Annotated in this window: 22 protein-coding genes; 13 read left to right on the top strand and 9 right to left on the bottom strand. The window is 68.8% G+C overall.

Annotated elements, in window-relative coordinates:
* Positions 1-42: 42 nt before the first annotated feature.
* The 3 genes from AB0I66_RS40260 to cynR all read right to left on the bottom strand — a co-directional run bounded on the left by AB0I66_RS40260 (position 43) and on the right by cynR (position 2,353).
* Positions 43-426, bottom strand: a complete 384-nt coding sequence (locus AB0I66_RS40260; RefSeq protein ID WP_363213040.1) for a helix-turn-helix domain-containing protein — start codon at positions 424-426, stop codon at positions 43-45.
* A 143-nt stretch (positions 427-569) separates the two neighbouring features.
* Complete coding sequence (locus AB0I66_RS40255; protein WP_363213039.1) at positions 570-1,226, bottom strand: DUF1707 domain-containing protein; 657 nt, start codon at positions 1,224-1,226, stop codon at positions 570-572.
* Positions 1,227-1,441: 215 nt separating this feature from the next.
* Entirely contained in the window at positions 1,442-2,353 is a 912-nt protein-coding gene (gene cynR / locus AB0I66_RS40250; RefSeq protein WP_363213038.1) for a transcriptional regulator CynR, read from the bottom strand.
* A 135-nt stretch (positions 2,354-2,488) separates the two neighbouring features.
* On the opposite strand from cynR, the gene AB0I66_RS40245 reads away from it, so the two are divergent.
* The 4 genes from AB0I66_RS40245 to AB0I66_RS40230 all read left to right on the top strand — a co-directional run bounded on the left by AB0I66_RS40245 (position 2,489) and on the right by AB0I66_RS40230 (position 6,448).
* The gene (locus AB0I66_RS40245) at positions 2,489-2,998 is read left to right on the top strand and encodes a nucleoside deaminase (protein WP_363213037.1); all 510 of its coding nucleotides are present in this window, start codon (positions 2,489-2,491) and stop codon (positions 2,996-2,998) included.
* Between the two features lie 30 nt (positions 2,999-3,028).
* Positions 3,029-3,508 (top strand): hypothetical protein, encoded by a 480-nt coding sequence (locus AB0I66_RS40240; protein ID WP_363213036.1) that lies wholly within the window; start codon positions 3,029-3,031, stop codon positions 3,506-3,508.
* Positions 3,509-3,619: 111 nt separating this feature from the next.
* Positions 3,620-4,858, top strand: a complete 1,239-nt coding sequence (locus AB0I66_RS40235) for an MFS transporter (RefSeq protein WP_363213035.1) — start codon at positions 3,620-3,622, stop codon at positions 4,856-4,858.
* Positions 4,859-5,263: 405 nt separating this feature from the next.
* On the top strand, positions 5,264-6,448 hold the full coding sequence (locus tag AB0I66_RS40230) for a PP2C family protein-serine/threonine phosphatase (protein WP_363213079.1): 1,185 nt from the start codon (positions 5,264-5,266) through the stop codon (positions 6,446-6,448).
* A 42-nt stretch (positions 6,449-6,490) separates the two neighbouring features.
* Here the strand turns inward: AB0I66_RS40230 and AB0I66_RS40225 are convergent, their stop codons facing one another.
* Positions 6,491-7,435 carry an SDR family oxidoreductase gene (locus tag AB0I66_RS40225; protein WP_363213034.1) on the bottom strand — a complete coding sequence of 315 codons (945 nt, stop codon included), beginning with the start codon at positions 7,433-7,435 and terminating at the stop codon, positions 6,491-6,493.
* 268 nt (positions 7,436-7,703) lie between these two features.
* Between AB0I66_RS40225 and AB0I66_RS40220 the strand changes: the two genes are divergently transcribed.
* From AB0I66_RS40220 to AB0I66_RS40210, 3 genes are all read left to right on the top strand, one after another.
* Positions 7,704-8,543, top strand: coding sequence for a helix-turn-helix transcriptional regulator (locus AB0I66_RS40220; RefSeq protein ID WP_363213033.1), 840 nt, complete (start codon positions 7,704-7,706; stop codon positions 8,541-8,543).
* A 74-nt stretch (positions 8,544-8,617) separates the two neighbouring features.
* Positions 8,618-9,214 carry a TetR/AcrR family transcriptional regulator gene (locus AB0I66_RS40215; RefSeq protein ID WP_363213032.1) on the top strand — a complete coding sequence of 199 codons (597 nt, stop codon included), beginning with the start codon at positions 8,618-8,620 and terminating at the stop codon, positions 9,212-9,214.
* Positions 9,207-10,061: an alpha/beta hydrolase gene (locus AB0I66_RS40210; RefSeq protein WP_363213031.1), complete on the top strand. Its 855-nt coding sequence runs from the start codon at positions 9,207-9,209 to the stop codon at positions 10,059-10,061. The genes AB0I66_RS40215 and AB0I66_RS40210 overlap by 8 nt, the downstream gene beginning before the upstream one ends.
* Positions 10,062-10,100: 39 nt before the next feature.
* On the opposite strand, the gene AB0I66_RS40205 is transcribed toward AB0I66_RS40210, so the two are convergent.
* Together AB0I66_RS40205 and eno are read right to left on the bottom strand one after the other, a co-directional pair.
* Entirely contained in the window at positions 10,101-10,916 is an 816-nt protein-coding gene (locus AB0I66_RS40205; RefSeq protein ID WP_363213030.1) for a leucine-rich repeat domain-containing protein, read from the bottom strand.
* Positions 10,917-10,998: 82 nt separating this feature from the next.
* Positions 10,999-12,288, bottom strand: a complete 1,290-nt coding sequence (gene eno, locus AB0I66_RS40200) for a phosphopyruvate hydratase (protein ID WP_363213029.1) — start codon at positions 12,286-12,288, stop codon at positions 10,999-11,001.
* A gap of 170 nt (positions 12,289-12,458) precedes the next feature.
* On the opposite strand from eno, the gene AB0I66_RS40195 reads away from it, so the two are divergent.
* Positions 12,459-12,902, top strand: a complete 444-nt coding sequence (locus tag AB0I66_RS40195) for a MarR family transcriptional regulator (RefSeq protein ID WP_363213028.1) — start codon at positions 12,459-12,461, stop codon at positions 12,900-12,902.
* An 11-nt stretch (positions 12,903-12,913) separates the two neighbouring features.
* Here the strand turns inward: AB0I66_RS40195 and AB0I66_RS40190 are convergent, their stop codons facing one another.
* Entirely contained in the window at positions 12,914-14,191 is a 1,278-nt protein-coding gene (locus AB0I66_RS40190; RefSeq protein ID WP_363213027.1) for an amidase domain-containing protein, read from the bottom strand.
* 401 nt (positions 14,192-14,592) lie between these two features.
* On the opposite strand from AB0I66_RS40190, the gene AB0I66_RS40185 reads away from it, so the two are divergent.
* The 5 genes from AB0I66_RS40185 (at position 14,593) to AB0I66_RS40165 (ending at position 17,789) form a co-directional block, all read left to right on the top strand.
* Positions 14,593-15,024, top strand: coding sequence for an STAS domain-containing protein (locus AB0I66_RS40185; RefSeq protein WP_363213026.1), 432 nt, complete (start codon positions 14,593-14,595; stop codon positions 15,022-15,024).
* 77 nt (positions 15,025-15,101) lie between these two features.
* On the top strand, positions 15,102-15,713 hold the full coding sequence (locus AB0I66_RS40180; protein WP_363213025.1) for a response regulator transcription factor: 612 nt from the start codon (positions 15,102-15,104) through the stop codon (positions 15,711-15,713).
* Positions 15,710-16,825, top strand: coding sequence for a PAS domain S-box protein (locus tag AB0I66_RS40175; RefSeq protein ID WP_363213024.1), 1,116 nt, complete (start codon positions 15,710-15,712; stop codon positions 16,823-16,825). The genes AB0I66_RS40180 and AB0I66_RS40175 overlap by 4 nt, the downstream gene beginning before the upstream one ends.
* Complete coding sequence (locus AB0I66_RS40170) at positions 16,822-17,226, top strand: response regulator transcription factor (protein WP_363213023.1); 405 nt, start codon at positions 16,822-16,824, stop codon at positions 17,224-17,226. The genes AB0I66_RS40175 and AB0I66_RS40170 overlap by 4 nt, the downstream gene beginning before the upstream one ends.
* 89 nt (positions 17,227-17,315) lie before the next feature.
* Positions 17,316-17,789, top strand: a complete 474-nt coding sequence (locus tag AB0I66_RS40165) for an ATP-binding protein (protein ID WP_363213022.1) — start codon at positions 17,316-17,318, stop codon at positions 17,787-17,789.
* Here AB0I66_RS40165 and AB0I66_RS40160 read toward each other — a convergent pair.
* Both AB0I66_RS40160 and AB0I66_RS40155 read right to left on the bottom strand, forming a co-directional pair.
* Positions 17,728-19,053, bottom strand: a complete 1,326-nt coding sequence (locus AB0I66_RS40160; RefSeq protein ID WP_363213021.1) for an FAD-dependent monooxygenase — start codon at positions 19,051-19,053, stop codon at positions 17,728-17,730. The two genes, AB0I66_RS40165 and AB0I66_RS40160, sit on opposite strands and share 62 nt — an antisense overlap.
* Entirely contained in the window at positions 19,050-20,447 is a 1,398-nt protein-coding gene (locus tag AB0I66_RS40155; RefSeq protein WP_363213020.1) for an MFS transporter, read from the bottom strand. Before AB0I66_RS40155 ends, AB0I66_RS40160 begins: the two co-directional genes overlap by 4 nt.
* Positions 20,448-20,525 lie beyond the last annotated feature (78 nt).

Below are 20,525 nucleotides of genomic sequence, written 5' to 3'. Positions count from 1 at the left end.
CCACGGTGGCGCTGTGCCGGGGCAGCCTGGGCCAGTGAGCCGTCAGGCGCCGAAGCGGTGGCGCGCGTCCTCGATGTGGCCGAGGTACTGGTGGGTCCAGCCACAGATGGCGTCGACCGCGGCGCGCAGACCGCGGCCCGGCTCGGTGAGGGTGTACTCGACCCGCGGCGGCACGGTGGGATACACCTTCCGGCTGACCAGTCCGTTGCGTTCCAGCATGCGCAGGTTCTGGGTGAGCATCTTGTGGCTGACGCCCTCGACCTCGTCGCGCAACTCGCTGAAGCGCAGGGTGCGTTCACCCAGCGCCTCGATGATCAGGAGCGCCCATTTATTGGCGACGTCCGAGAAGATCTCCCGCGCCAGCGAGTCCGCGCGCCTCAGGTCGGCGTCCTCGGGCAGGCCCTTGAGTTGCTGCTTGGTGCCCATTGGGTTCCCCAGTCACCGAGAGTGCGTTCTTCCACACCGATACCCACGCCACTCTCCTACAGTTCCTCAGTAACCACAAGAGAGTAAATGTACGTGCGGGAAGGGCGGGTACCGGAAGGGCGAGCCCCTCGATGAATCATTGCTCAGCCCGAGGTCACGGGCCTGCGCAGCAACCACTGCCCGAACGTCCGGCGCGGCGGCCGCACCACCACACGGCCGTGGGCCTTCTGTCCGACCAGTTCCACGCGCAACTTGGTCCGCACACCTGAGGGCGTCCGCACGCCGTGATCCACCAGCTTGCAGTGCACCAGGGTCATGCCGTCGGTATCGACCTCGACACCCGGCCCCGTGATCAGCGTCAGGCTCTTCCCCGCCATGGTGACGTCGACCCGAAGGGTCTCCTGAGTGATCACGGCCTCGGTGAAGTCGAGCGTCACGTCGCACCAGATCACCGCGAGCTCCAGCCGCCGCGGCACCACCCAGCGCCCCCGGCGCTCTACCGCACCGCTGTGGACCTGCTCGATCCGGACGACGTCCTTGACCTCTGCCGCATCCGCTGCCGTCGCACCCGTGACCGATGTGGGCGGCAAGTCGGAGGTGAGCACGGCCAGTTCACCCAGAGTCCGCGCCGACAGAGCAGTTTCCAGGCGCTCGTCCAACTCCTCCGCGGTCAGGAGTCCGTCCCCCGCCGCGACACGCAGCACATCGACCACCCGGTCCCGGTCCGCATGAGAGGCCCGCAGCCCTGGCGACGAGCCGGGGCCGGCGTGCTTACCCGTGGGCGGATTCTCTCCCGACATGCTTCCGTCCTGGTCCTGTCGAACGCTCTGCGCGACGCAGGGAGCGACGCGCACGTAGAAGACCAACGCTATATCGCGACATACGTCCTTGCGTGAATGGCCGGCGTCAAGTCACCGCAAGTCACCGTGGACGGCACCATCATGCCGAGGACCTGTCTCCTCAACAACCGCACGCCAGAGTCCAGTTCACCCTCTGCCGAAACTCAGCTGCGACCTCACTCCTTGCCCGGCCCGGCAGGCGGCAGCCCTCGCTCGATCACCTGCGCGCGCAGCAACGCGACGAAGGCGTGCACGGCCGCCGAGCGGTATCCCCCGGTCCGGGTCAGCAGCGCAGCCGTGCGGTGCGGCAGCGGCGGCGACAGCGGAACCTGCGTCAGCCCCGGCCGATCCAGGGTAACGGCGTCCGGCAGCACGGTGGTCAGCGCCCCGGCGCGCACGATCTCGAGCAGCGCCAGCGCCGAGTCCGCCTCGACGACCACCCGCGGTGCGGCACCCTGCTCGGTGAAGTAGGTGTCGATCCGGGCCCGGGTCGCGAAGTCGCCGGCGAGCAGAGCCAGGTCCCGCCCGGCCAGCTCGGCGACCGAAAGCGGCCCGGCACCCTCGCCGGCGCCCGCGACCACGCCGAGCGTCTCGATGAACAGCGGCTCAGTCTCGATGCCGGGCGTCGCTTCACCGGTGAATCCGATGCCCGCGTCCAGCTCGTCGGCGATCAGTGCCTCGCCGATGTGCTCCTGGGTCCCTTCACGGACGGCCAGGTCGAGCCCGGGATGCCGTGCATGCAGGGCGGCCACGAGCGGTCCGACGAGATAGGCGGTGAAGGTGGGTGTGACCCCGAGCCGCAGCTGCCCTCGCGAGAGGTCCCGTACGTCCTGCACGGCCCGGTCGGCGGCTGCGAGTTCGCGCAGCGCTCTTCGCGCGTGGTCCACGTACACCTGACCCGCGTCGGTGGGCCGTACGGTGCGCCCGGCCCGGTCGAGCAGCGGCAGGCCGACGGTTCGCTCCAGCGCCCGGATCTGCTGCGACAGGGTCGGCTGGGATACGTGCAGCGCCTCGGCGGCCCGGGTGAAGGTGCCGTGCTCGACGACGGCGAGGAGATAGCGCAGGTGCCGCAGTTCCACAGGGGCCATACCCCGAAGCGTAACGCCGCATATAGCTCTCATCTATAGGAGGCATGCACAGCGCGTCTTGGACGCTATAGCAGCAGATCAGCCACACTGGAGACTGTCCGAAGGCAGTGAAACCGATCCAACCGGAGGCACCTCATGGACTTCGTCCGGCGCACGATCGACCTGGCACGAGCCAACGTTTTTGACGGAGGGCGCCCCTTCGCCACCGTCATCGTCAAGGACGGCGAGATCATCGCCGAGCGCGGCAATCAGGTCGCCCAGACCCACGACCCCACGGCGCACGCCGAAGTGCTGGCCATCCGGGACGCGTGCATGCGGCTCGGCACCGAGCACCTGACCGGCACCACGATCTACGTCCTGGCCCAGCCCTGCCCGATGTGCCTGGGCGCGCTCTACTACTGCTCCCCCGACGAGGTTGTCTTCGTCACGACCCGCGACGCCTATGAGCCGCACTACGTCGACGACCGCAAGTACTTCGAACTGAGCACGTTCTACGACGAGTTCGCCAAGCCGTGGCAGGAGCGCCGCCTGCCGATGCGCCACGAGCCGCGCGAAGGCGCCGTCGACGTCTACCGCCTGTGGCAGGACCGCAACGGCGGCGATCGCCGCGTCCCCGGCGCACCGAAGGCCGACGACGCCCACTGAGGCGACGCCCGAAGTGACAGCATGCGGCGCATGGACTGGATGCCTCTGCTCTCCACGCTGACAGGTGCCGCCATCGGCATCGCTGCCACCCTCGTCGCCGATCGCAACAGGTGGCGTCGCGAAGAAGGAAGGCACGCCCTGGAAGTGCGGCGTGGTGTGTACACCGAGTACGCCGTGGCCCTCAAGGACGCGGGGGAAGAGATACGGGCGGTCGCCCTGGGCGATCACATGTCGGAGTCGGCGCGCGACGCGGCGGTGCGCGAAGCTTTTCGTGGCACCGGATTGCACACGGCCAGCGAGCAGCTCTGGCTCGTGGGCCCGCCAACCGTGGTCGCGGCCGGGAACGAGGCGTTCCACAGTCTGCGTCGGATGCGCGACGCCTACGCCCGCGGGGTCGAGATCGGTTCCGCGGAGGACAGGGCCTTCGTCCAACAGCGCCGCACAGCCATGGCCGAAATGCGCCGCCACATGCGAGAAGACCTGGGCTTCGGCCCCCTCGGCATCGAGTGACCACGAAGGACAAGAGGTCGTGCCCGGCGTCCGCCAAGGTCTCGTACGGCCGCTGTTAATCTGCGGACCATGATCAAGGGGAGATCAGCCGCAGCCGGACGAATAGCGCGCATGGCGGGAGACACTCGGTCCGAACGCGTGCTGATCCTGGCCAGCTTCGTGAACCGGGTCGGCAATGGTCTCTTCAACACCGCGTCAGCGCTGTACTTCACCTTGGTCGTGCAACTCCCGGCCGTGCAGGTGGGCCTCGCACTCACCGTCGCCGGACTGATCGGCCTGCTCGCGGGGATCCCGGGAGGCCACCTCGCTGATCGCCGAGGTCCTCGCACCATCATGATGCTGGCTCTCGCCGTTCAGGCGGCTGCGATGTCCGCCCTCGTCCTCGTCGAGAGCTGGACCGCTCTCGCGGCCATCGCCACCATCGACCAACTTGCCGCATCCGCGGGAGGAGCGGCGTGGGGAGCCCTCGTCGTCCGGGTCGGGACTGAGCAACCCGCGCTCTTCCGGGCCAAGCTGCGCACCTACGTCAACCTGGGCGTCGTCCTGGGCACCGTCGGCGCCGGACTCGCCGTGGCAGCCAACACCCGAACCGCCTACGTGGTGCTGATCCTTGGCAACGCCGCCAGCTTCGCGCTCTGCGCCCTTCTCCTGTTCCTGCTCCCCCACTACAAGGCGCTGGCGCCTCCGCCGCTGCAACGACGCTGGATCGCACTCCGCGATCGCCCCTTCGTCACGTTCACCGCCCTCTTCGGGGCCATGGGACTGCAATACCCGGTGGTGTCCCTGCTGCTGCCGATCTGGATCTCGGAACACACGGACGCACCACGTTGGACGGTGCCCGCCGTGTCCGCGCTGAACGCCGCCGTCTGCGTCCTGCTGCAGACCAGAATTGGGTCCCGTATCGAAAGCCCTCGCGACGGCGGTCGGGCGTTTCGCACCGCGGGTCTCCTCTTCCTGGTCAGTTGTCCCTTGATGGCGCTGACCGCACACGCTCCCATCTGGGTGGCCGTCGGCCTGGCGGTCGCGGCGATCTGCGTCCACAGTCTCGGGGAGATCTGGGAGTCCTCGGCCGGATTCGCCCTCGGATTCGGCCTTGCGCCTGACCATGCCCAGGGTCAGTACCAAGGGCTTCTCGGTCTCGGCTTCAGCGCGGGCCAGGCGCTGGCCCCGGCCATCCTCACCACCCTCGTGCTGGGGTACGGCACGACCGGCTGGCTGTTCCTCGGCGTGTTCTTCGCGGCCGTGGGCGCCGTCGGGCCGCCGCTTGAGCGGTGGGGCATGCGGACCCGCTCCAGGTATGGAGCATCCACGGCGGACTCCGGCGCAGTGGCCGACGAGGCTCGTTCGTAAGGACGTAGGCGAAGCCCCCTGAGGGTCGCCCGACTGCCGCCGTCAACCAGCCGCAAGCCATGACGCTTCGGGTGCCCGTTCGACCGCACCCCTATCGAAGGCACGTACCCCTGTTCGGCTTCACCAACCGGTTTGGTTGAACCCGCCGGGCACCGCCGACAACTCCATGCTCTGAATGTGTCTGGGCGCGCTCCTCGCTGACCGAGCGAGAGCACCTTCGCCTCTCGGGCCGGTCACACGGGCAAACGCGCAGGTCACCGCAGTAGATGCGCTACGGGCATATCCCCCGCCTCACACCCAGGGGCCAGCTGGAGGGAACAGATCCTCGGGTGAGCGTGACGAAACGTACTGGGTGAGTTCGGCAAATCCCGGGGAAGGAGTGGCGACGAGACGATGGAGGTTGCCATGGATGGTAGAGATCTGGAACTGGGCGAGCTTTTGGCCGCCGCGGAGTCAGCGCCGCCCGGGGAGTCCGTCGGTGTCATAGCGCACGATCTGCGCAAGCGGTTCGGGGCGGATCGTGTGTCGTTCTTGTTCGTCGATCTCATGGAGCAGCAACTTCTGCGCCTGAGCGCGCCCGCCGAGGGGGAGGCGGCGGATGCCGCGGAGCCGCTCGACTTGCGGGGCAGTGCCTACGAGACAGTTCTGCGCGACCAGCGCCAGCATGTGGAGCCGGATCATCAGGGCGGACGGCGCGTGATCTCGCCGGTGACCAACCGCGGCGACTGCATCGGCGTGCTGGAGGTGAGCCTGCAGTATGCCGACGAGGCCGTGCTCGGACAGATCCGCGATGCAGCTCACGCACTGGCTTACATCATTGTCACGGACCGCCGCTTCACGGACCTTTATCACGCGGGCCGGCGCACGACCCGGACCAGTCTGGCCGCCGAGATCCAGCACCAGCTGCTGCCCTCGTCTTCTTGTTGTGAAGCCCCGCAGTTCACTCTCGCCGCGGGACTGGTCCCGGCCGACGACATCGGTGGCGACACCTATGACTACACGCTCGACCAGGACGCGCTACACCTGTCCATCACCGATGCCATGGGCCACGACACCGACTCCGCTCTGCTGGCCACGTTGGTGATGGCCGCGTTGCGCGGTGCCCGCCGCACCGGTTGCGACGCGCTGGAACAAGCCCGTCGTGCCCATGAGGCCTTGCTGGCCCACAATCGGGGGCTCGCCACCGGGCAGCTGCTCTGCATCCGCCTCGAGACGGGCACCTGCGACCTGGTCAACGCGGGACACCCTTGGCCTCTGCGCCTGCGGGAAGGCTCCGCAGAGGTCGAGGAGGTCGAGCTGGGCATCAACCTGCCGTTCGGGGTGGCGTCCCCCATCTCGTACCGGCTGCAGGAGCTGCAGTTGAGCCCGGGCGACCGTCTGGTTTTGCTCACCGACGGCATGCAGGAACGCGGGGCGTCAGCCGTCGATCTGGCCTCTCTTGTGCGCGACACCCGCGCTTTGCACCCCAGGGAGGCCGTTCGCACCCTGACCACAGCGATCCTGGACGCCTGCCGCGGCAACCTCAAGGACGACGCCACGGTCATGATCTTGGACTGGCACGGACCCACCCAGCCCGCCACGGACGCCTAGGCCGACCAGGCAACAACCACGCACGACGCGGCGACGAGCCTCTCAACCGACGCGGAAGGGAACCTGCGTGAGCTCTTCGGAGATCTGCCAGACGCGCCGGGCTTCCTCGGTGCTGCGAAGTCGCGCGTAGAGTTTTTGCTCTGCGGGAGGGCCGCCCATGTGGCCGGGTCCGCGCGGCCCGTAGAACTTGCGGCGCTCGGCGTCGGGTGAGGTGGCGGCGTACAGGGCGGGGAGTTTGGCGGTGTGGACCGTCCCGACGACGATGCCGCGGGCAGACAGAGCCCGGATCAGTCGCACGCTCACGGTGTCCTTGGCGCGGCCGACCTCGGGGCGTGCGGCGAGCAGGTTCGTCGGAGCGATCCCGGGGTGGGCGAGGTTGCTCGTGATGCCCCAGCCATTGGCCTGGCTGCGCCGGTCGAGTTCGAGGCCGAAGAGCCCGAAAGCGATCTTGGACTGGCTGTAGGCCTTCATGCCGTCATAGGAGCGTTCCCAGTTCAAGTCGTCCCAGTTGATGGCGTGCTGATTGGCCGCGACGCTGATCTGTGAGGTCACGCGTGCGTGGCCGGTGCGCAGCAGCGGCAGCAGGTGGGCCACCAGGGCGAAATGGCCGAGATGGTTGGTGCCGAGCTGAAGCTCGAACCCGTCCGCGGTCGTCTGCCGGTCAGGTGGGGTCATCACGCCGGCGTTGTTGACGAGCACGTGGATCGGTCGACCCTCCTCCCGCAGGGTCTCGCCGAGGGCTGCCACAGAGGCCAGTGAGGACAGGTCGAGCTCGCGGAGCGACACGTTCGCGTGCGGGACCACCTCTCGGACCGTGCGGATCGCGGCCTCGCCCTTGCGTGGATTGCGTACGGGCAGCAGCACCTCGGCCCCGGCCGCCGCGAGCCTCGTGGCGAGGCCGAGCCCGATGCCGTCGCTCGCTCCGGTGACGACGGCGCGCTTGCCGGACAGGTCGGGAACGGTGATGTCGATGGTCTTGCGTGGCATGTGCCCACTCCTGGGGTGTGTGGTTGCCTCCACCGTCGCGCGGGACGGCGGCTGTGTGCAGGGCCGGTCGATCCACTGATCAGGAAGTCCTGGCTCGGGTTCCTTTCGCAGGCAGCTACGAGACGAAGCCTCGGATGGCTCCGTAGGGGTGGCAACCGGTGAAGGGGGGACTGACGATCCGTGGATGTCGTGGTGCGCGAGCGGTAGACATGAGCAGGTAGGCAGGTACGCACGTACGCAGGCATGCACGGTGACGGAGGCGCACAGGGTGATCGACCGGACCGGCCTCGCGGAGTTCCTGCGGCGTCGCCGCGATGCGCTGCAACCCGAGGACGTGGGTCTTCCGCGCGGACAGCGCCGCAGGACGAACGGGCTGCGGCGGGAGGAAGTGGCCGCTCTGTGCCACATGTCGACCGACTACTACGCGCGCCTGGAGCGGGAGCGCGGACCTCAGCCGTCCGAGCAGATGATCGCCTCCATCGCGCAGGGCCTTCACCTCTCCCTCGATGAACGCGACCACCTCTTCCGGCTCGCCGGCCAGACCCCACCGCCACGGGGCGCCGACAGCGAGCACATCAGCCCCGGCCTGCTGCGCATCCTGGACCGACTGCACGACACTCCCGCGGAGATCGTCACCGAGCTCGGCGAAACCCTGCGGCAGACCCCGCTCGGCATCGCACTCACCGGCGACCTGACCCGCTACAGCGGCCCGGCCCGCAGCCTCGGCTACCGCTGGTTCACCGACCCCGCCGCGCGACAGCTCTACGCCCCCGGCAACCATCCGTTCCTCACCCGCGTGTTCGTCTCGGGCCTGCGCGAGGTGGCCACGCTGCGCGGCCCCGGTTCCCGCGCGGCCCACTACGCCGACCTGCTGCTCGCCCAGAGCAAAGAGTTCCGTCAGGTGTGGAACGACCACGAGATCGGCGTCCGGCCCCACGAGGTAAAACACTTCGTCCACCCCGAGCTCGGGGAGCTGGAACTCACCTGCCAGACGCTGCTCGATCCCCACCAGTCGCATCTCCTGCTCGTCTACACCGCCGCCCCCGGCAGCGAGAGCCACGAAAAGCTGCAGCTGCTCTCCGTCATCGGGGCGCAGGAGCTGCGCTGACGCGAGTACCTCACTTGCCGCTCCTAGGGGCCCTAGGTTTATCCTAGGACCCCTAGGATCGACGTGGAGGGCACATGGTGCGGGCAGGGCTGACGGCAGAGCGGGTGACGTTCGCGGCCGCCGAACTGGCGGATGAGGCGGGGCTCGACCAGGTGACCATGTCGCAGGTGGCCCGGCGGCTCGGCGTGAAGGACGCGAGCCTCTATACGCACGTGCGCGGTCTGGAGGATCTGCGCGGCCGCATCGCGTTGCTGGCGGCGGACGAGAAGACCATCCGTATCGCGGAGGCGACCGCCGGCCGCTCGGGCAAGGACGCGCTGGTCGCCTTCGCCAACGCCTGGCGGGAGTACGCACACCAGCACCCGGGCCGCTACATGGCGACCCAGACCCAGATCCAGATCGATCCCGAGCTGGCCGCGAAAGCGCCCGGCCCCCGGCGCGCGGTCGAGCTGACCTACGGCATGCTGCACGGCTACGGCCTGGCCGAACCTGACCTGACCGACGCGGTCCGGTTGCTGCGCAGCACCTTCCACGGGTTTGTCGCCCTGGAGGCCGCGGGCGGGTTCGCACATCAGCGTGCGCCGCAGCAGTCCTGGGCCCGCGCCCTCGACGCCCTGCACATCCTCCTGGAGCGCTGGCCCCGTCCCGAGAAAGAGACTCTCCATGACTGACCCGACCACCGGCCGCCTGCGCGTGAACGGCGCAACCCTTCACTACGAAGTGCGCGGCCAAGGCCCGCTTTTGCTGTTGATCCCCGGGGGCTCGGGCGGGGCGGCCTCCTTCGATGAGCTCGCCGACGACTTGGCCGCCGAATACACCGTGGCCACCTACGACCCGCGCGGCATGTCCCGAAGCTCGCTGGACGACCCCGAGGCCGAGCAGAGCGTGGCCGAACACGCCGACGACGCCTTCCGCGTGCTGGAACTGCTGTCACCCGGTGTGCCGGCCCGGGTGTTCGGCTCCAGTTCGGGCGCCATCGCGGCCCTGCATCTGCTCACCGCCCGCTCCGAGCGCGTCCAACGCGTCGTGGCGCACGAGCCTCCGACGGTGACGGTGCTGCCGGACGCCTCCACCCATCTCGCCCTCGTGGCACGCGTGCAGGAGGTATTCCGCACGCAAGGGCTCATGCCTGCGATGAACGTGTTCGCTGCGGGGCTCAAAAAGGACACCGGCACCGGCGCCGGCACCGACCGCGTCGAACCGAAGGCCGAGGTCGAGCTTCCGTCGCAGGCAGCGGCGCGGGCTGAACAGACCATGGCCAACCTGCCGTACTTCGTCGGCCGCATCGTTCCCAGCTTCATGCCCTACACCCCGGACCTGCCCCGCCTGGCGGAGCTGTCGGACCAGCTCGTGCTCGCCGCAGGTCAGGACTCACGAGGCGAGCTGGCCTACCGTCCGGCCGCACTCATGGCCGAGCGCCTCGGCACAGAACTCCTGCACTTCCCCGGTGGGCACACCGGCCTGACCACGCATCCCGTCCAGTTCGGCGAACTCCTCCGCAGGGCGTTCCGCGACTGAAGCCGCGGGAACCGGACAGCCCGACTGCACCCGGCAGGGTCAGTCCTCGTCAGACGACGGCTGGTCGACTCGGCCGCCGCTGTGCGGAGTCGCGAGGTAGTCGTCAGCGCCTCGGGGCAGGGCGGCGACGCACGCCGATGAGCAGGCGTTCACCAGCAGGGGCAGTACGTCGGTGGCCACCTGCAGCGAGATCCACCTCTGGTGGAGTCCGGCACGCCCGATCGGGCCGTCGCAGACGCTGCATCGGTGGATGGCCGTCACGCCCCAGCGTCCGGGGTCCAGGTTGCCCGGGTCGAAATCCGTGACGGAGTCCTCCCCAGGCCGCAGCCTCAGCCGCGGGAAGGGCGGCCGCAGCTTGTAGTTGCCGAACAACGCGCGCGTACTCACCGTGCTGCGGGTCAGCTTCGCGCACCGGGTGAGTTCGTAGGGGAACCAATGCAGCCGGTAGGAGGTGTAGGAGGTGAACTCCTCCAGGTCGGTCATGGCCCCGATCTCGGGCGGAATCCGGACCAGGTTGCTGCCGTAGAGCACGAGATGCCTGACCGCTGTCAGCCGGGCGATGCTCGAAGGCAGGGTGACGATCTGCCTCCGCTCTTCCGGGCTCAGCTCGACCAGGGGACGGAACTCCTCGCGCCCGTCGGCAACGGCCTCGTCGATCAGCTCAAGCAGACGTCGCCAGCCCGGCGCGGAGGTGTCCTGGCGCTCGGCGTGAAACCCGACCCGCGCTCGCGGAGCCGGACGGTACTGGTTGAAGCACGAGCAGACTTCCTGGCGCCCTCCACGCGACTCCGGACTCGGGTCTGACGTGTCACCCCAGCGGTTCACGAAGAGCTGCGGCTCTCTGTCGCTTGTCATGGCGCAACGATACGAGGGTCAACTCAATCCGCCCGACTGATTGTTCGGGGGCCGGCACCGACCCGCCGGGCTCACGGCGGGCTCACCCAGCGGCGTATCCGTACATCGCTGACTCACCCAACTCCTCCTCGATGCGAATGAGTTGGTTGTACTTGGCCGTGCGGTCGGACCGGGACAGCGAACCCGTCTTGATCTGCCCGCATCCCGTGGCCACGGCCAGGTCCGCGATGGTCGTGTCCTCCGTCTCGCCCGAGCGGTGCGACATGACCGCCGCCCAGCCGGCCCGCCGCGCGGTGCTCACCGTCCCGAGCGCCTCGGTCAGCGTGCCGATCTGGTTGACCTTGATCAGGACCGCGTTGCCCACTCCCGTGCGGATGCCCTCACGTACCAGCTCTTCGTTGGTGCAGAAGACGTCGTCGCCGGTCAGCTGGCACCGCTCCCCGACCCGCGCCGTCAGCTCGCGCCATCCGTCGTGGTCGTCCTCGGCCATCGGGTCCTCCACCGAGACGATCGGGTACGCGTCGATCAGCTTGGCGAAGTAGTCGACCTGCTCGGCGGGCGTACGCCGCACCCCCTCCCCCGCGTACTCGTACACGCCGTCCCGGTAGAACTCCGAAGACGCCGGGTCCATGACGAGACCGATGTCCGCGCCGGGCCGAAACCCGGTCCGCTCGATCGCGGCCATGACGAAGTCCAGCGCCTCCTCGGCCGTACGCAGCGCGGGCGCGAAGCCGCCCTCGTCGCCGACGGCGGTGGAGTGGCCCGCGGCCAGCAGGTCGCGGCGAAGCGTGTGGAAGACCTCGGAGCCCATCCGGACGGCCTCCGCGAAGGTGGCCGCACCGACCGGCGCGATCATGAATTCCTGGAAGTCCAGCGGATTGTCGGCATGGGCGCCGCCGTTGACGATGTTCATCATCGGCACCGGAAGCACGCGGGCGTCGGCCCCGCCGAGATAGCGGTACAGCGGCTGCCGGTGCGAGAGGGCGGCGGCCTTCGCCGTGGCCAGGGAGACGCCGAGCAGGGCATTGGCGCCGAGTCGCGCCTTGGTGGGCGTGCCGTCGAGCGCGACGAGCGCGGCGTCGAGTCCGGCCTGGTCGTCGGCGTCGCGCCCGGTGACGGCCTCCGCTATCTCGCCGTTCACGTGGGCCACGGCCCGGTCGACGCCCTTGCCGTGCCACCGCTGAGGGTCGGCGTCGCGCAGTTCGACTGCTTCGCGGGCGCCGGTGGAGGCGCCGGAGGGAACTGCGGCGCGGCCCAGTGATCCGTCGGCGAGGACGACGTCGACCTCGACGGTGGGGTTGCCGCGGCTGTCGAGGACGGTGCGGGCGGTGACGCCGTGGACGCTGGTCGGCTCAACTGCAGGTGCGGTCATGGGAGTTCCTTACCGTTGTCGCCTGCCGGGCCGTGGCTGCGACGACGCTGGCGCTCGACCCGACACGACAGACAGTACAGCATTGCTGTTCAGTTCAGCTGTTCAGTTTCGCTGTTTAGCCGTGCTGTTCAGTTCTGCTGCACGACGGTGGATCCGGGTTAAAGTGCCCCATGCCCACCTCGCAAGCCGCCACCGTCGCCGCCGAACTGCGCACCGCGATGGGCAAGCTCACCCGGCGCGTGAAGCACGAGGACCGGATCCCGCACGGACAGGTCGCCGTACTCGGCGTCCTGGACCGCGACGGCGCCATGACCACCAGCGACCTCGCGACCGACCAGCGCGTACGCCCGCAGTCGATGGCCCGCGCGGTCGGCCTCCTGCTCGAGCAGGGCCTGCTCACCCGCACCGCCCACCCCACGGACGGCCGCAAGACCCTGCTCGACCTGTCCGACGCGGGCCGGGCCGCACTGGAAGCGGAGCGCGGCCGCAGGGCAGGCTGGCTGGCCCAGGCCATCGAGGCCGAACTCACGGACGAAGAGCGCGAGTTGCTCGCGCGCAGCGCAGCCCTGATGGAGCGACTGGCTGCTCGCCAAGGCCTGTCCGAGCGTCCCTGAGGGCCACGATCTCAGCCCGTGTAGGTGTCCTTCACGTGCACGGGGTGAAGAATCACCGCCCGTCCCTGACCGCCCATCCCACCGCCTGGTTCCACCCGCGGCGGCGTCGCGGTGGCAATCTTGATGCCGATGCTCAACGGAACATTCTTGCGGTGAGGGCTGTGCTGCGAGTACGTCGGCTCGGTGAAGCCGAGTTCCGTGAAGGTGCCGCTGATGACCATCGCATGGTCGATCTGACCGTCGAAGTGTCCGTTCGGGTCCCAGTCCGAGAACAGCAGATCACCCGGCCGAAGCTTCCAGATGTCGTTCGTGTCGCCCGGCAGCCCGGCCTTCCACGCCTGACCGCGTGCCGGATCGGCCGCATACCGGTGGAGCGAACGCGCTTGGGTCCACGTGCGGGATGCCCCGCGGATCCCACTGACGTCGCTGCTCCACACGAGCGGGTCGGCGGGGTCCTGGAACCACCCCTTGCCATCCTTCGTGGGCCAGCCGCCGGCGTGCAGGACCTGCGAGGCGAAGTTGGCGCAGTCGTTGTCGAAGTGGTCGTAGTCGGGGTTGTGCACGTCCTGGGTGAACATCATGCCGACGGCCGTCTTTCGCCACTGCCCCGACCATTTGTTGGCGTACGCCGCCGCGGCGGCTCGGTTGTAGGTTCCCGCCCGCGGCGCTGCGCTCCGCCGCGACCCTTTTCCGCGGTCCGACTTGTCCGGCCGATCCGGCGCCTGGATGTCGTCCGTGCTGGGAACGGGCGCGTACGAGACGCGCGTCAGCTTCCACCTGCGCCCGTCGTGGCGCAGACGCACGCTGTACGTGTCGCTGAGCTCGGACGCCTTGAGCGCGCTGTCATTCCAGGCCAGGTGCGTGCCGGTGGTGATGGTGGCCGTGGCCGTCCCTGTGGCGGCCCGGTCGGGGAAGTCCACCCGCTGATCGCGCCCGAATCCCGTGCGTACCTTCACCGCACGCAGCCCCCTCTCCCCTGCCGCTTCGTCTGCGATGCGGGCGAGGGACCGGGCCACACGGAGGGGCTGGGCGCCGACACGGCCCGTACCGCTCCTGCCACTGCTGCCGCCGCCATCGAGCTGTCGCGCCGCGAGCAAGCCCGTCTCCGACTGGAGCCAACCCTTGTCACGCGCCACGAAGTACTGCTTGACCAGCTTCAGCACCTGCTCCCTCCGCACCTCGGCGGAACCACCGGCAGGAGCATCGGCCTGCCCCGACGGAGCCGTGACGGCAGTGCTCAGCAGCACCGCTCCGGCAACGAGAGCACCACGCCGCGCCATAGGGCGCATATTTCCTCCTTGAGACCAGGGCCTTGCCGGCCCGTCACAAGCTAAGGGCGCACACTTCCGACTCCGCGGCAGGCGTCACCAGGGGTCGCCCGATCAGCCCCGGGGCGCAGACTGCCGGGCAACTCCACGGTCTACGCGCCTACTTCGGCGTCCGCCCTGCCACGCGCGGCCGCTCGGCAGCCGCATGGCACACGGCTTCCTCCGCCGTCAACCTCCGCTGACGCGTGTTGACTTCCACGCCTAGTGCAGATTCACTAGAGCTCAACTGATGCCCTCGCACTATGAGGCTATGAGGTAGTGATGCCGCAGCTGACAGCAGGAGGACCCTCCGCGGGCAGGGATCGCGGGATCGCACCGCGCTCGTACGCGCCGCGCGTGAGCACGGAGAGGTGCGGACCGCTGTGATCTTTCCTCCCTTCACGTCGCAGGCCGTCGTTCAGTCCGGCCGCGCCCGGGTGACGCTGGCCGGTGAACTCGACTTCGACACCGCGCCCTGCGTCCTGGAGGCGGTCGCCTCTTGCCTGGCCGAGCAGCCGACGAGCTTCTGCCTCGATCTGACCGGCATCTCCTTCTGCGACTGCGCCGGTCTGAACTCTTTGCTGACGGCGCGGCTTTCCGTCCTTCAGGCAGGCATGGATCTTCTCGTCGTAGGGGTCGGAGTCCAGTTGGCGCGGCTCCTCGCGCTGATCGGGGCCGACGGCATCTTCACCGAGGGCGACACCTTTACGGACGCGGAGACGGAAGCCGCCCTCTGCGCCTCCGATACGGCCGCTAGCCGCCGCGATACCGCGGCGTCCGCCGACGAGTCGCCACTCCGGGACCTTCTGGCATGATCGTGCAGTCCGCCACCTGCAAGGATGCACTAATGCCTTCGTCTCCCCCGCACATTCGTCCGATCAGAATCCTGTTGGTGGAGGATCACGACATGGTGGCCGAGGCCATCCGCCTCGCCCTGGAGCGGTCGCCCGATCTGCAGATCGTCGGCCACGCTGCGTCGGTGGCATCGGCACTGGCCGACGCCAAGCAATGTGAACCCGACGTCGTGCTGATGGACCGGCGTCTGCCGGACGGCGACGGGGTCACCGCCATCGCCGATCTGCTGGCGCTGAGACCCGACGTGCGCGTGCTGGTCCTGGCGGGCGAGGGCAGCGCATCGGTGGCCGCGCGGGTCGCCGAGACGGGCGGGGCCGGCCTGATCCTGAAGGCCCGCGGGCTGAGCGAACTGGAGGACGCCGTTCGCCGGGTGGCAGCAGGCGAGATGGTGTTCAGCCAGGAGCTGTTGGGCGACGTACTGGGACGGCTGGCGGGAAGAACGCCGAGCCTCGGCGCGAACCTGACCCCGCGGGAGCGGGAAGCTCTTCAGCTGCTGGGGCAAGGGCGCAGCACCAGCGAGATCAGCGATCAGCTGGGGGTCGCGCTCAACACCGGACGCAACCACGTCCAGCGGGTGCTGGAAAAGCTGGGAGCGCGTTCCCAGCTGGAAGCCGTGGCGATCGCGCGGCGTGAAGGACTCCTCACGTGACACAGGAGCCGCGACAGCAGAGACGCGCGCGCAAGCAGGCGGCTCCGATGTCGGAGGCCGCGTTCACCCTGCTCGTTCAGGGCGTGCTGGACTACGGCATCTTCATGCTCGACCCGCAGGGCCACATCATCAGTTGGAACGCGGGAGCGGAGCGGATCAAGGGCTACCGCGCCGAGGACATCGTCGGACAGCACTTCTCCGTCTTCTATCCGCCCGAGGACCAGGCCTCCGGCAAGCCCCAGTGGGAGCTGGAGACCGCCGTGGCCGACGGCAGACTGGAGGACGAGGGGTGGCGCGTCCGCAAGGACGGCTCCCGCTTCTGGGCGAACGTGGTCATCACCGCCCTGTGGGACGAAAAGGGCGTACTGCGGGGATTCGGCAAGGTCACCCGTGACATGTCGGAGCGGCGCGCCGCACAGCACGCCCTCAGCGAGCGTCGGCGCTTGTTCGATCACCTGGTCCAGGCGCAGGAAACGGAACGCCGCCGCATCGCGTGGGATGTCCACGACGACTCCATCCAGGCCATGGTCGCCGTCGCGATGCGGCTGGAACTGCTGGCGGATCGGGTACCGGAGTCGTACGCCGCGGAACTGCAGCGCCTGGACACCTCGGTGCGCGAGGCGATCGGCCGCCTGCGCAGCCTGACCTTCCGGCTGCATCCGCCGGGAATCGACAGACATGGACTGGTCGACGGCCTCTCCAGCCACCTGGCCGATGTCGTGGGCTCCTCCTGGGGCATGCCCTACTCCTTCGAGCACCAGCTGGATCATGAGCCCTCACCCGAGACAGCCATCACCATCTTCCGCATCGTCCAAGAGGCATTGCTGAACGTGCACAAGCACTCGCGTGGGAGCAGAGTCGACGTCCGGGTCGCGTCCGCCGACGGGGGCATCGTGACGCGCGTCGTGGACGACGGAACCGGCGCACCGATCGCCCGGGACAGCGCACGTGATCACTTCGGGGTCATCGAGATGCGGGAAAGAGCCGAGACGGCCGGCGGCTGGTGGTCCATGCACAGCCGGCCCGGCGCGGGCACGACCGTCGAGTTCTGGCTGCCTAACCCCCTTCCTGTTCCACCGTCGGCAACGGCATCCCCGGACGACGCGCCGTGACCGCGGCGACTCCCACGGACGGCCGCCCCCGTGCACCATTCAGCGTCGTCCTGTGCGATGACAACGCGCTGCTCCTGGAGACCCTGAGCGAGGTCGTGCAAGCACAGCCCGACCTGGAGGTCGTGGGCACCGCACGCGACAACGAGGACGCGCTTCGACTCGCCTCTCATCTGCAACCGGACCTCGTCGTCCTGGATGTCCGCTTCCCCGGCGGCGGCCCCGATGTCGCCAGAGGCATCGCCCAGTGCGCACCGGCCAGCCGCATCGTGGCGTTCTCCGCCTATGACGACAAAGCCTCCATCGAGCAGATGAAAAACGCGGGGGTTCTTGAGTACGTACTCAAGGGCGCCAGCAACAGGGAGCTTCTCGCAGCTCTGCGCCGGGCGGCACAAGCAGGCTGAGCCGACGCCCCGCGCCGGGCGGATTAAGCGCAGTTATGGGGGTAGGCGGCCCGCATAGGCCGAGCTGATCGAGGAGCAAGGCGGACTGCATGGATCAGACAGCGGGCGAAGACGGCCAGCCGTCGGCGGACAGCGGCTCCGTGTCGATCTCCCAGCTGTTCGAGGGCAGCGAGGGGATCGCACGCGCACGGCATCTGGCCCGAGACTTTTTGACGGACCTACGATCCGTATACGGGCTCCCCGTGACCAGTCAGGCCATGGGGATGGTGGAACTGGTGGTCAGCGAGCTGGTGACCAACGCACGCAAATACGCACCAGGGCCGTGCCTGCTCGCCCTCGCGGTGCAGGGCGCCAACATCGAGGTCTCCGTACGGGACAGCAACTCCGCACTTCCCGCGGTCTCGGCGCCGGATCCGAGCCGCCTCGGACAGCACGGCCTGGAGGTCGTGCAGGCCGTGTGCCACAAGCTCCAGGTGGACCGGGAACCGTCGGGCAAGCGCATCACCGCGGTACTGGGCCTGGCCGCTGACGCGGACGGGAGTCCGGCCGACCGCCACGTGTGACTTCAGGCAGGGTGAGAGCCGAGTGCGCCCGTCGGCCCTGGTTCGCGGGCATCGTGCTGAGGTCGCGCAGCATGTCGTTGCGCCGGGCGAGGGCGTGCGTCGTGGTGGGGAAGAGTGAGGCCTCGCCCTTGCCGATCTTTCCCTGGTTCGCGGTCACGAACGCGCGGGTGCTGTGCTCGTAGGCGGCGAGACCCGCGGTGATGTCCCGGTCGGCCAGACAAGCGGCGAGCATGTACGCACCGACGAGCGCGAGACTGGTGCCTTGTCCGGTGAGGAACGAGGGTGCGTACGCGGCGTCGCCCACCAGTGCGACCCGGCCGCTGGACCAGCGCGGCATGCGGATCTGGCTGACCATGTCGCAGAACAGGTCGTCCGCGTCGCGCAGAGCGGCGAGCATTCCCGGCACCTCCCACCCCGCACCGGCGAAGACCGAGGCCATCAACTCCCGCTGGACTCCTGGACTGTGGAAGGCGTCGAAGGGCGCTTCCGGTCGGGCGAAGTTCAAGAAGGCGTGCACTTCGGCCGTGCTCTCCACGGCGTAGAGAGCGGCGGCTTTGCCCGGGGTGTTCCACATCATGATCTCGTGGGAGAGGTCGAGAGTGTTGCGCATGGTGAACACGGCGAAGCAGTACCCGAGGTATCGGTGGAACTGTTCTTCGGGGCCGAACAGCAGCTGCCGGGTATGTGAATGCAGGCCGTCCGCGCCGAACACCAAGTCGAACGTACGGCTGCCGCCTCCGCGGAAGGTGACATCGACCCCGTGGCCGGTCTGGTCCAGGGTGTGGATGGAGTCGTCGAACAGAAATTCCACGTCGTCACGGACCGCCGCGTACAGGGCGTCGGTCAGATCCCCGCGCCGCACCTCGATGTCCTCTCCCGCGACACCGCCGGCGACGGCGTGCGGGTTGATCGCGGCCACCTTTCCGCCGTCCGCGTCCAGAAAGGTGATCCGGCGCGTGTCGATGTGCGCGTCCCGCAGCCGGGGCAAGAGCCCCATCCTCCGGACGACCTCCAGCGCGGTGCCGCGTACGTCGATGGGGTAGCCGCCGCTGCGTGGTGTGGCCGCCTTCTCCACCACCGTGACCGCGCATCCGTGCCGGGTCAGCCAGAACGCGAGGGCGGGGCCCGCGATGCTGGCCCCCGATATCAGGACCTCGCGCCTCGACGACGTACGGCTGCCCGTCTGGCTGTGCACCTGGCTGTGCGTCTGGCTTTCAACCTGGCTGTGGGTCTGACTGGCCGTCAACTGATTGGTGTGGGTCATCGCTTGGCTCCTTTGTTCATGGTGCGGACGACGAGCAGGGACAGTGCCGTGACCGTGCCGGCGATGACGAAGCCGGTGATGAAGGCCGATTCGGCCGGGACGTCCGTACCGGGGCGGGTCCCTGCCGTGAGGATGGCGCCGGAGATCTGGGCGCCCGCGGCGAAGCCGATCACGCGCGTCACCAGGACCAGGCTGGTGGCGGTGCCGGTGTTGTCGTGATCGACGGAGGTGGCGGTCCTGACGACCATCGCCGTGATGCAGACACCACTGGCCAGAGCGACCAACGCCTTGCCGACGATGAGCTGCCAGACCTCGGCGTGCAGGAACGCCAGGGCGAGCAGCGTGGCCGTCATGACGCTGATTCCCGCTGCGACCACTGCACTTGAGCCGAAACGCCGCGCCGCGGCCCCGCCCAGCGGTCCGCTGATCGCCCCCGCGATGGCGCCGGGCAGCAGATACCGTCCGATGTCGGTGGAGTCGGCCCCGAAGCCGTACCCGTCGGCGGACACGTCGAACAGCTGCGGAACGAGATACATCGACACGGAGGTGCCCACGCAGACAGCGAAGGTGACGACGTACGAGCTCCAGACCGCGGGCTTGGCCAGCAGGCGCAGATCGACCATGGGCGAGGGGGACCGGCGTTCGACGGCGACCCATCCGGCCACCAGGAGTGCCAGGAGCACGACGAGGGCGGCGAGGGCGAGCGGCCGGCTGCCGACCTCGGGCGCCATCGAGAGCCCGAGCATGAGGGTCAGCAGAATGCCGCTCAGCAGCGCCAGTCCAGGCCAGTCGATCCTGGCGTCCGTGCGGGCGGGCGGATCATCCGGCATCAGCCTGTGGACGGCCATGGTCGCCGCGACGACCGCGATCGTCGGGATCGCGAACATCCAGTGCCGGGACAGGCCTTCGGCGATGGGCCCGGCCATCAGCGTGCCCAGCATGCCCCCGCCCACAAACAGCCCGCTGATCACCCCGATGGCCACCTGGGCCTCTCCAGTCGAGAGGTGCTTGCGCACCAGAATGAACGAGAGCGGCATCGCGCCGACCATGGCGCCCTCCAGCACCTGACCGAGCAGCAGCACCGGCAGGTTGGGTGCCAGCGAGGACACCAGACCACCGGCCGCGACCACCGCCATCAGCCGGAGCATGACGCGCTTTCCGCCGTAGCGGTCACCGAGGTTGCCCGCGACGGGCGTGACGAGCGCGCCGGTGATGAGCAGGGTGATGCTGAGAAGTGCCCCTTGCGCGCGGCTCATCGATAACTCGCGCTGTAACAGCGGAAGTGTCGGTGTCACCACCGACTCCAGGGCCCCGGTGGCGGCCGCCAGCGCGCCGAGAGCCGCGATCGCGGCTTTCCCGATGCGGACTTGGGGCGCCAGGGTTGTGACGGTCATCAACTTCCCTTCCCTCGTTGCCGGGTGAGACGGGTATGTCTCCCGCCCCCTGACGCAGAATTACACTACACGGTGTAG

Origin of the sequence: Streptomyces sp. NPDC050439 (genome assembly GCF_040655335.1) — a bacterium.
Taxonomy (GTDB): domain Bacteria; phylum Actinomycetota; class Actinomycetes; order Streptomycetales; family Streptomycetaceae; genus Streptomyces.
This window is presented reverse-complemented; position numbering and strand designations above follow the sequence as displayed.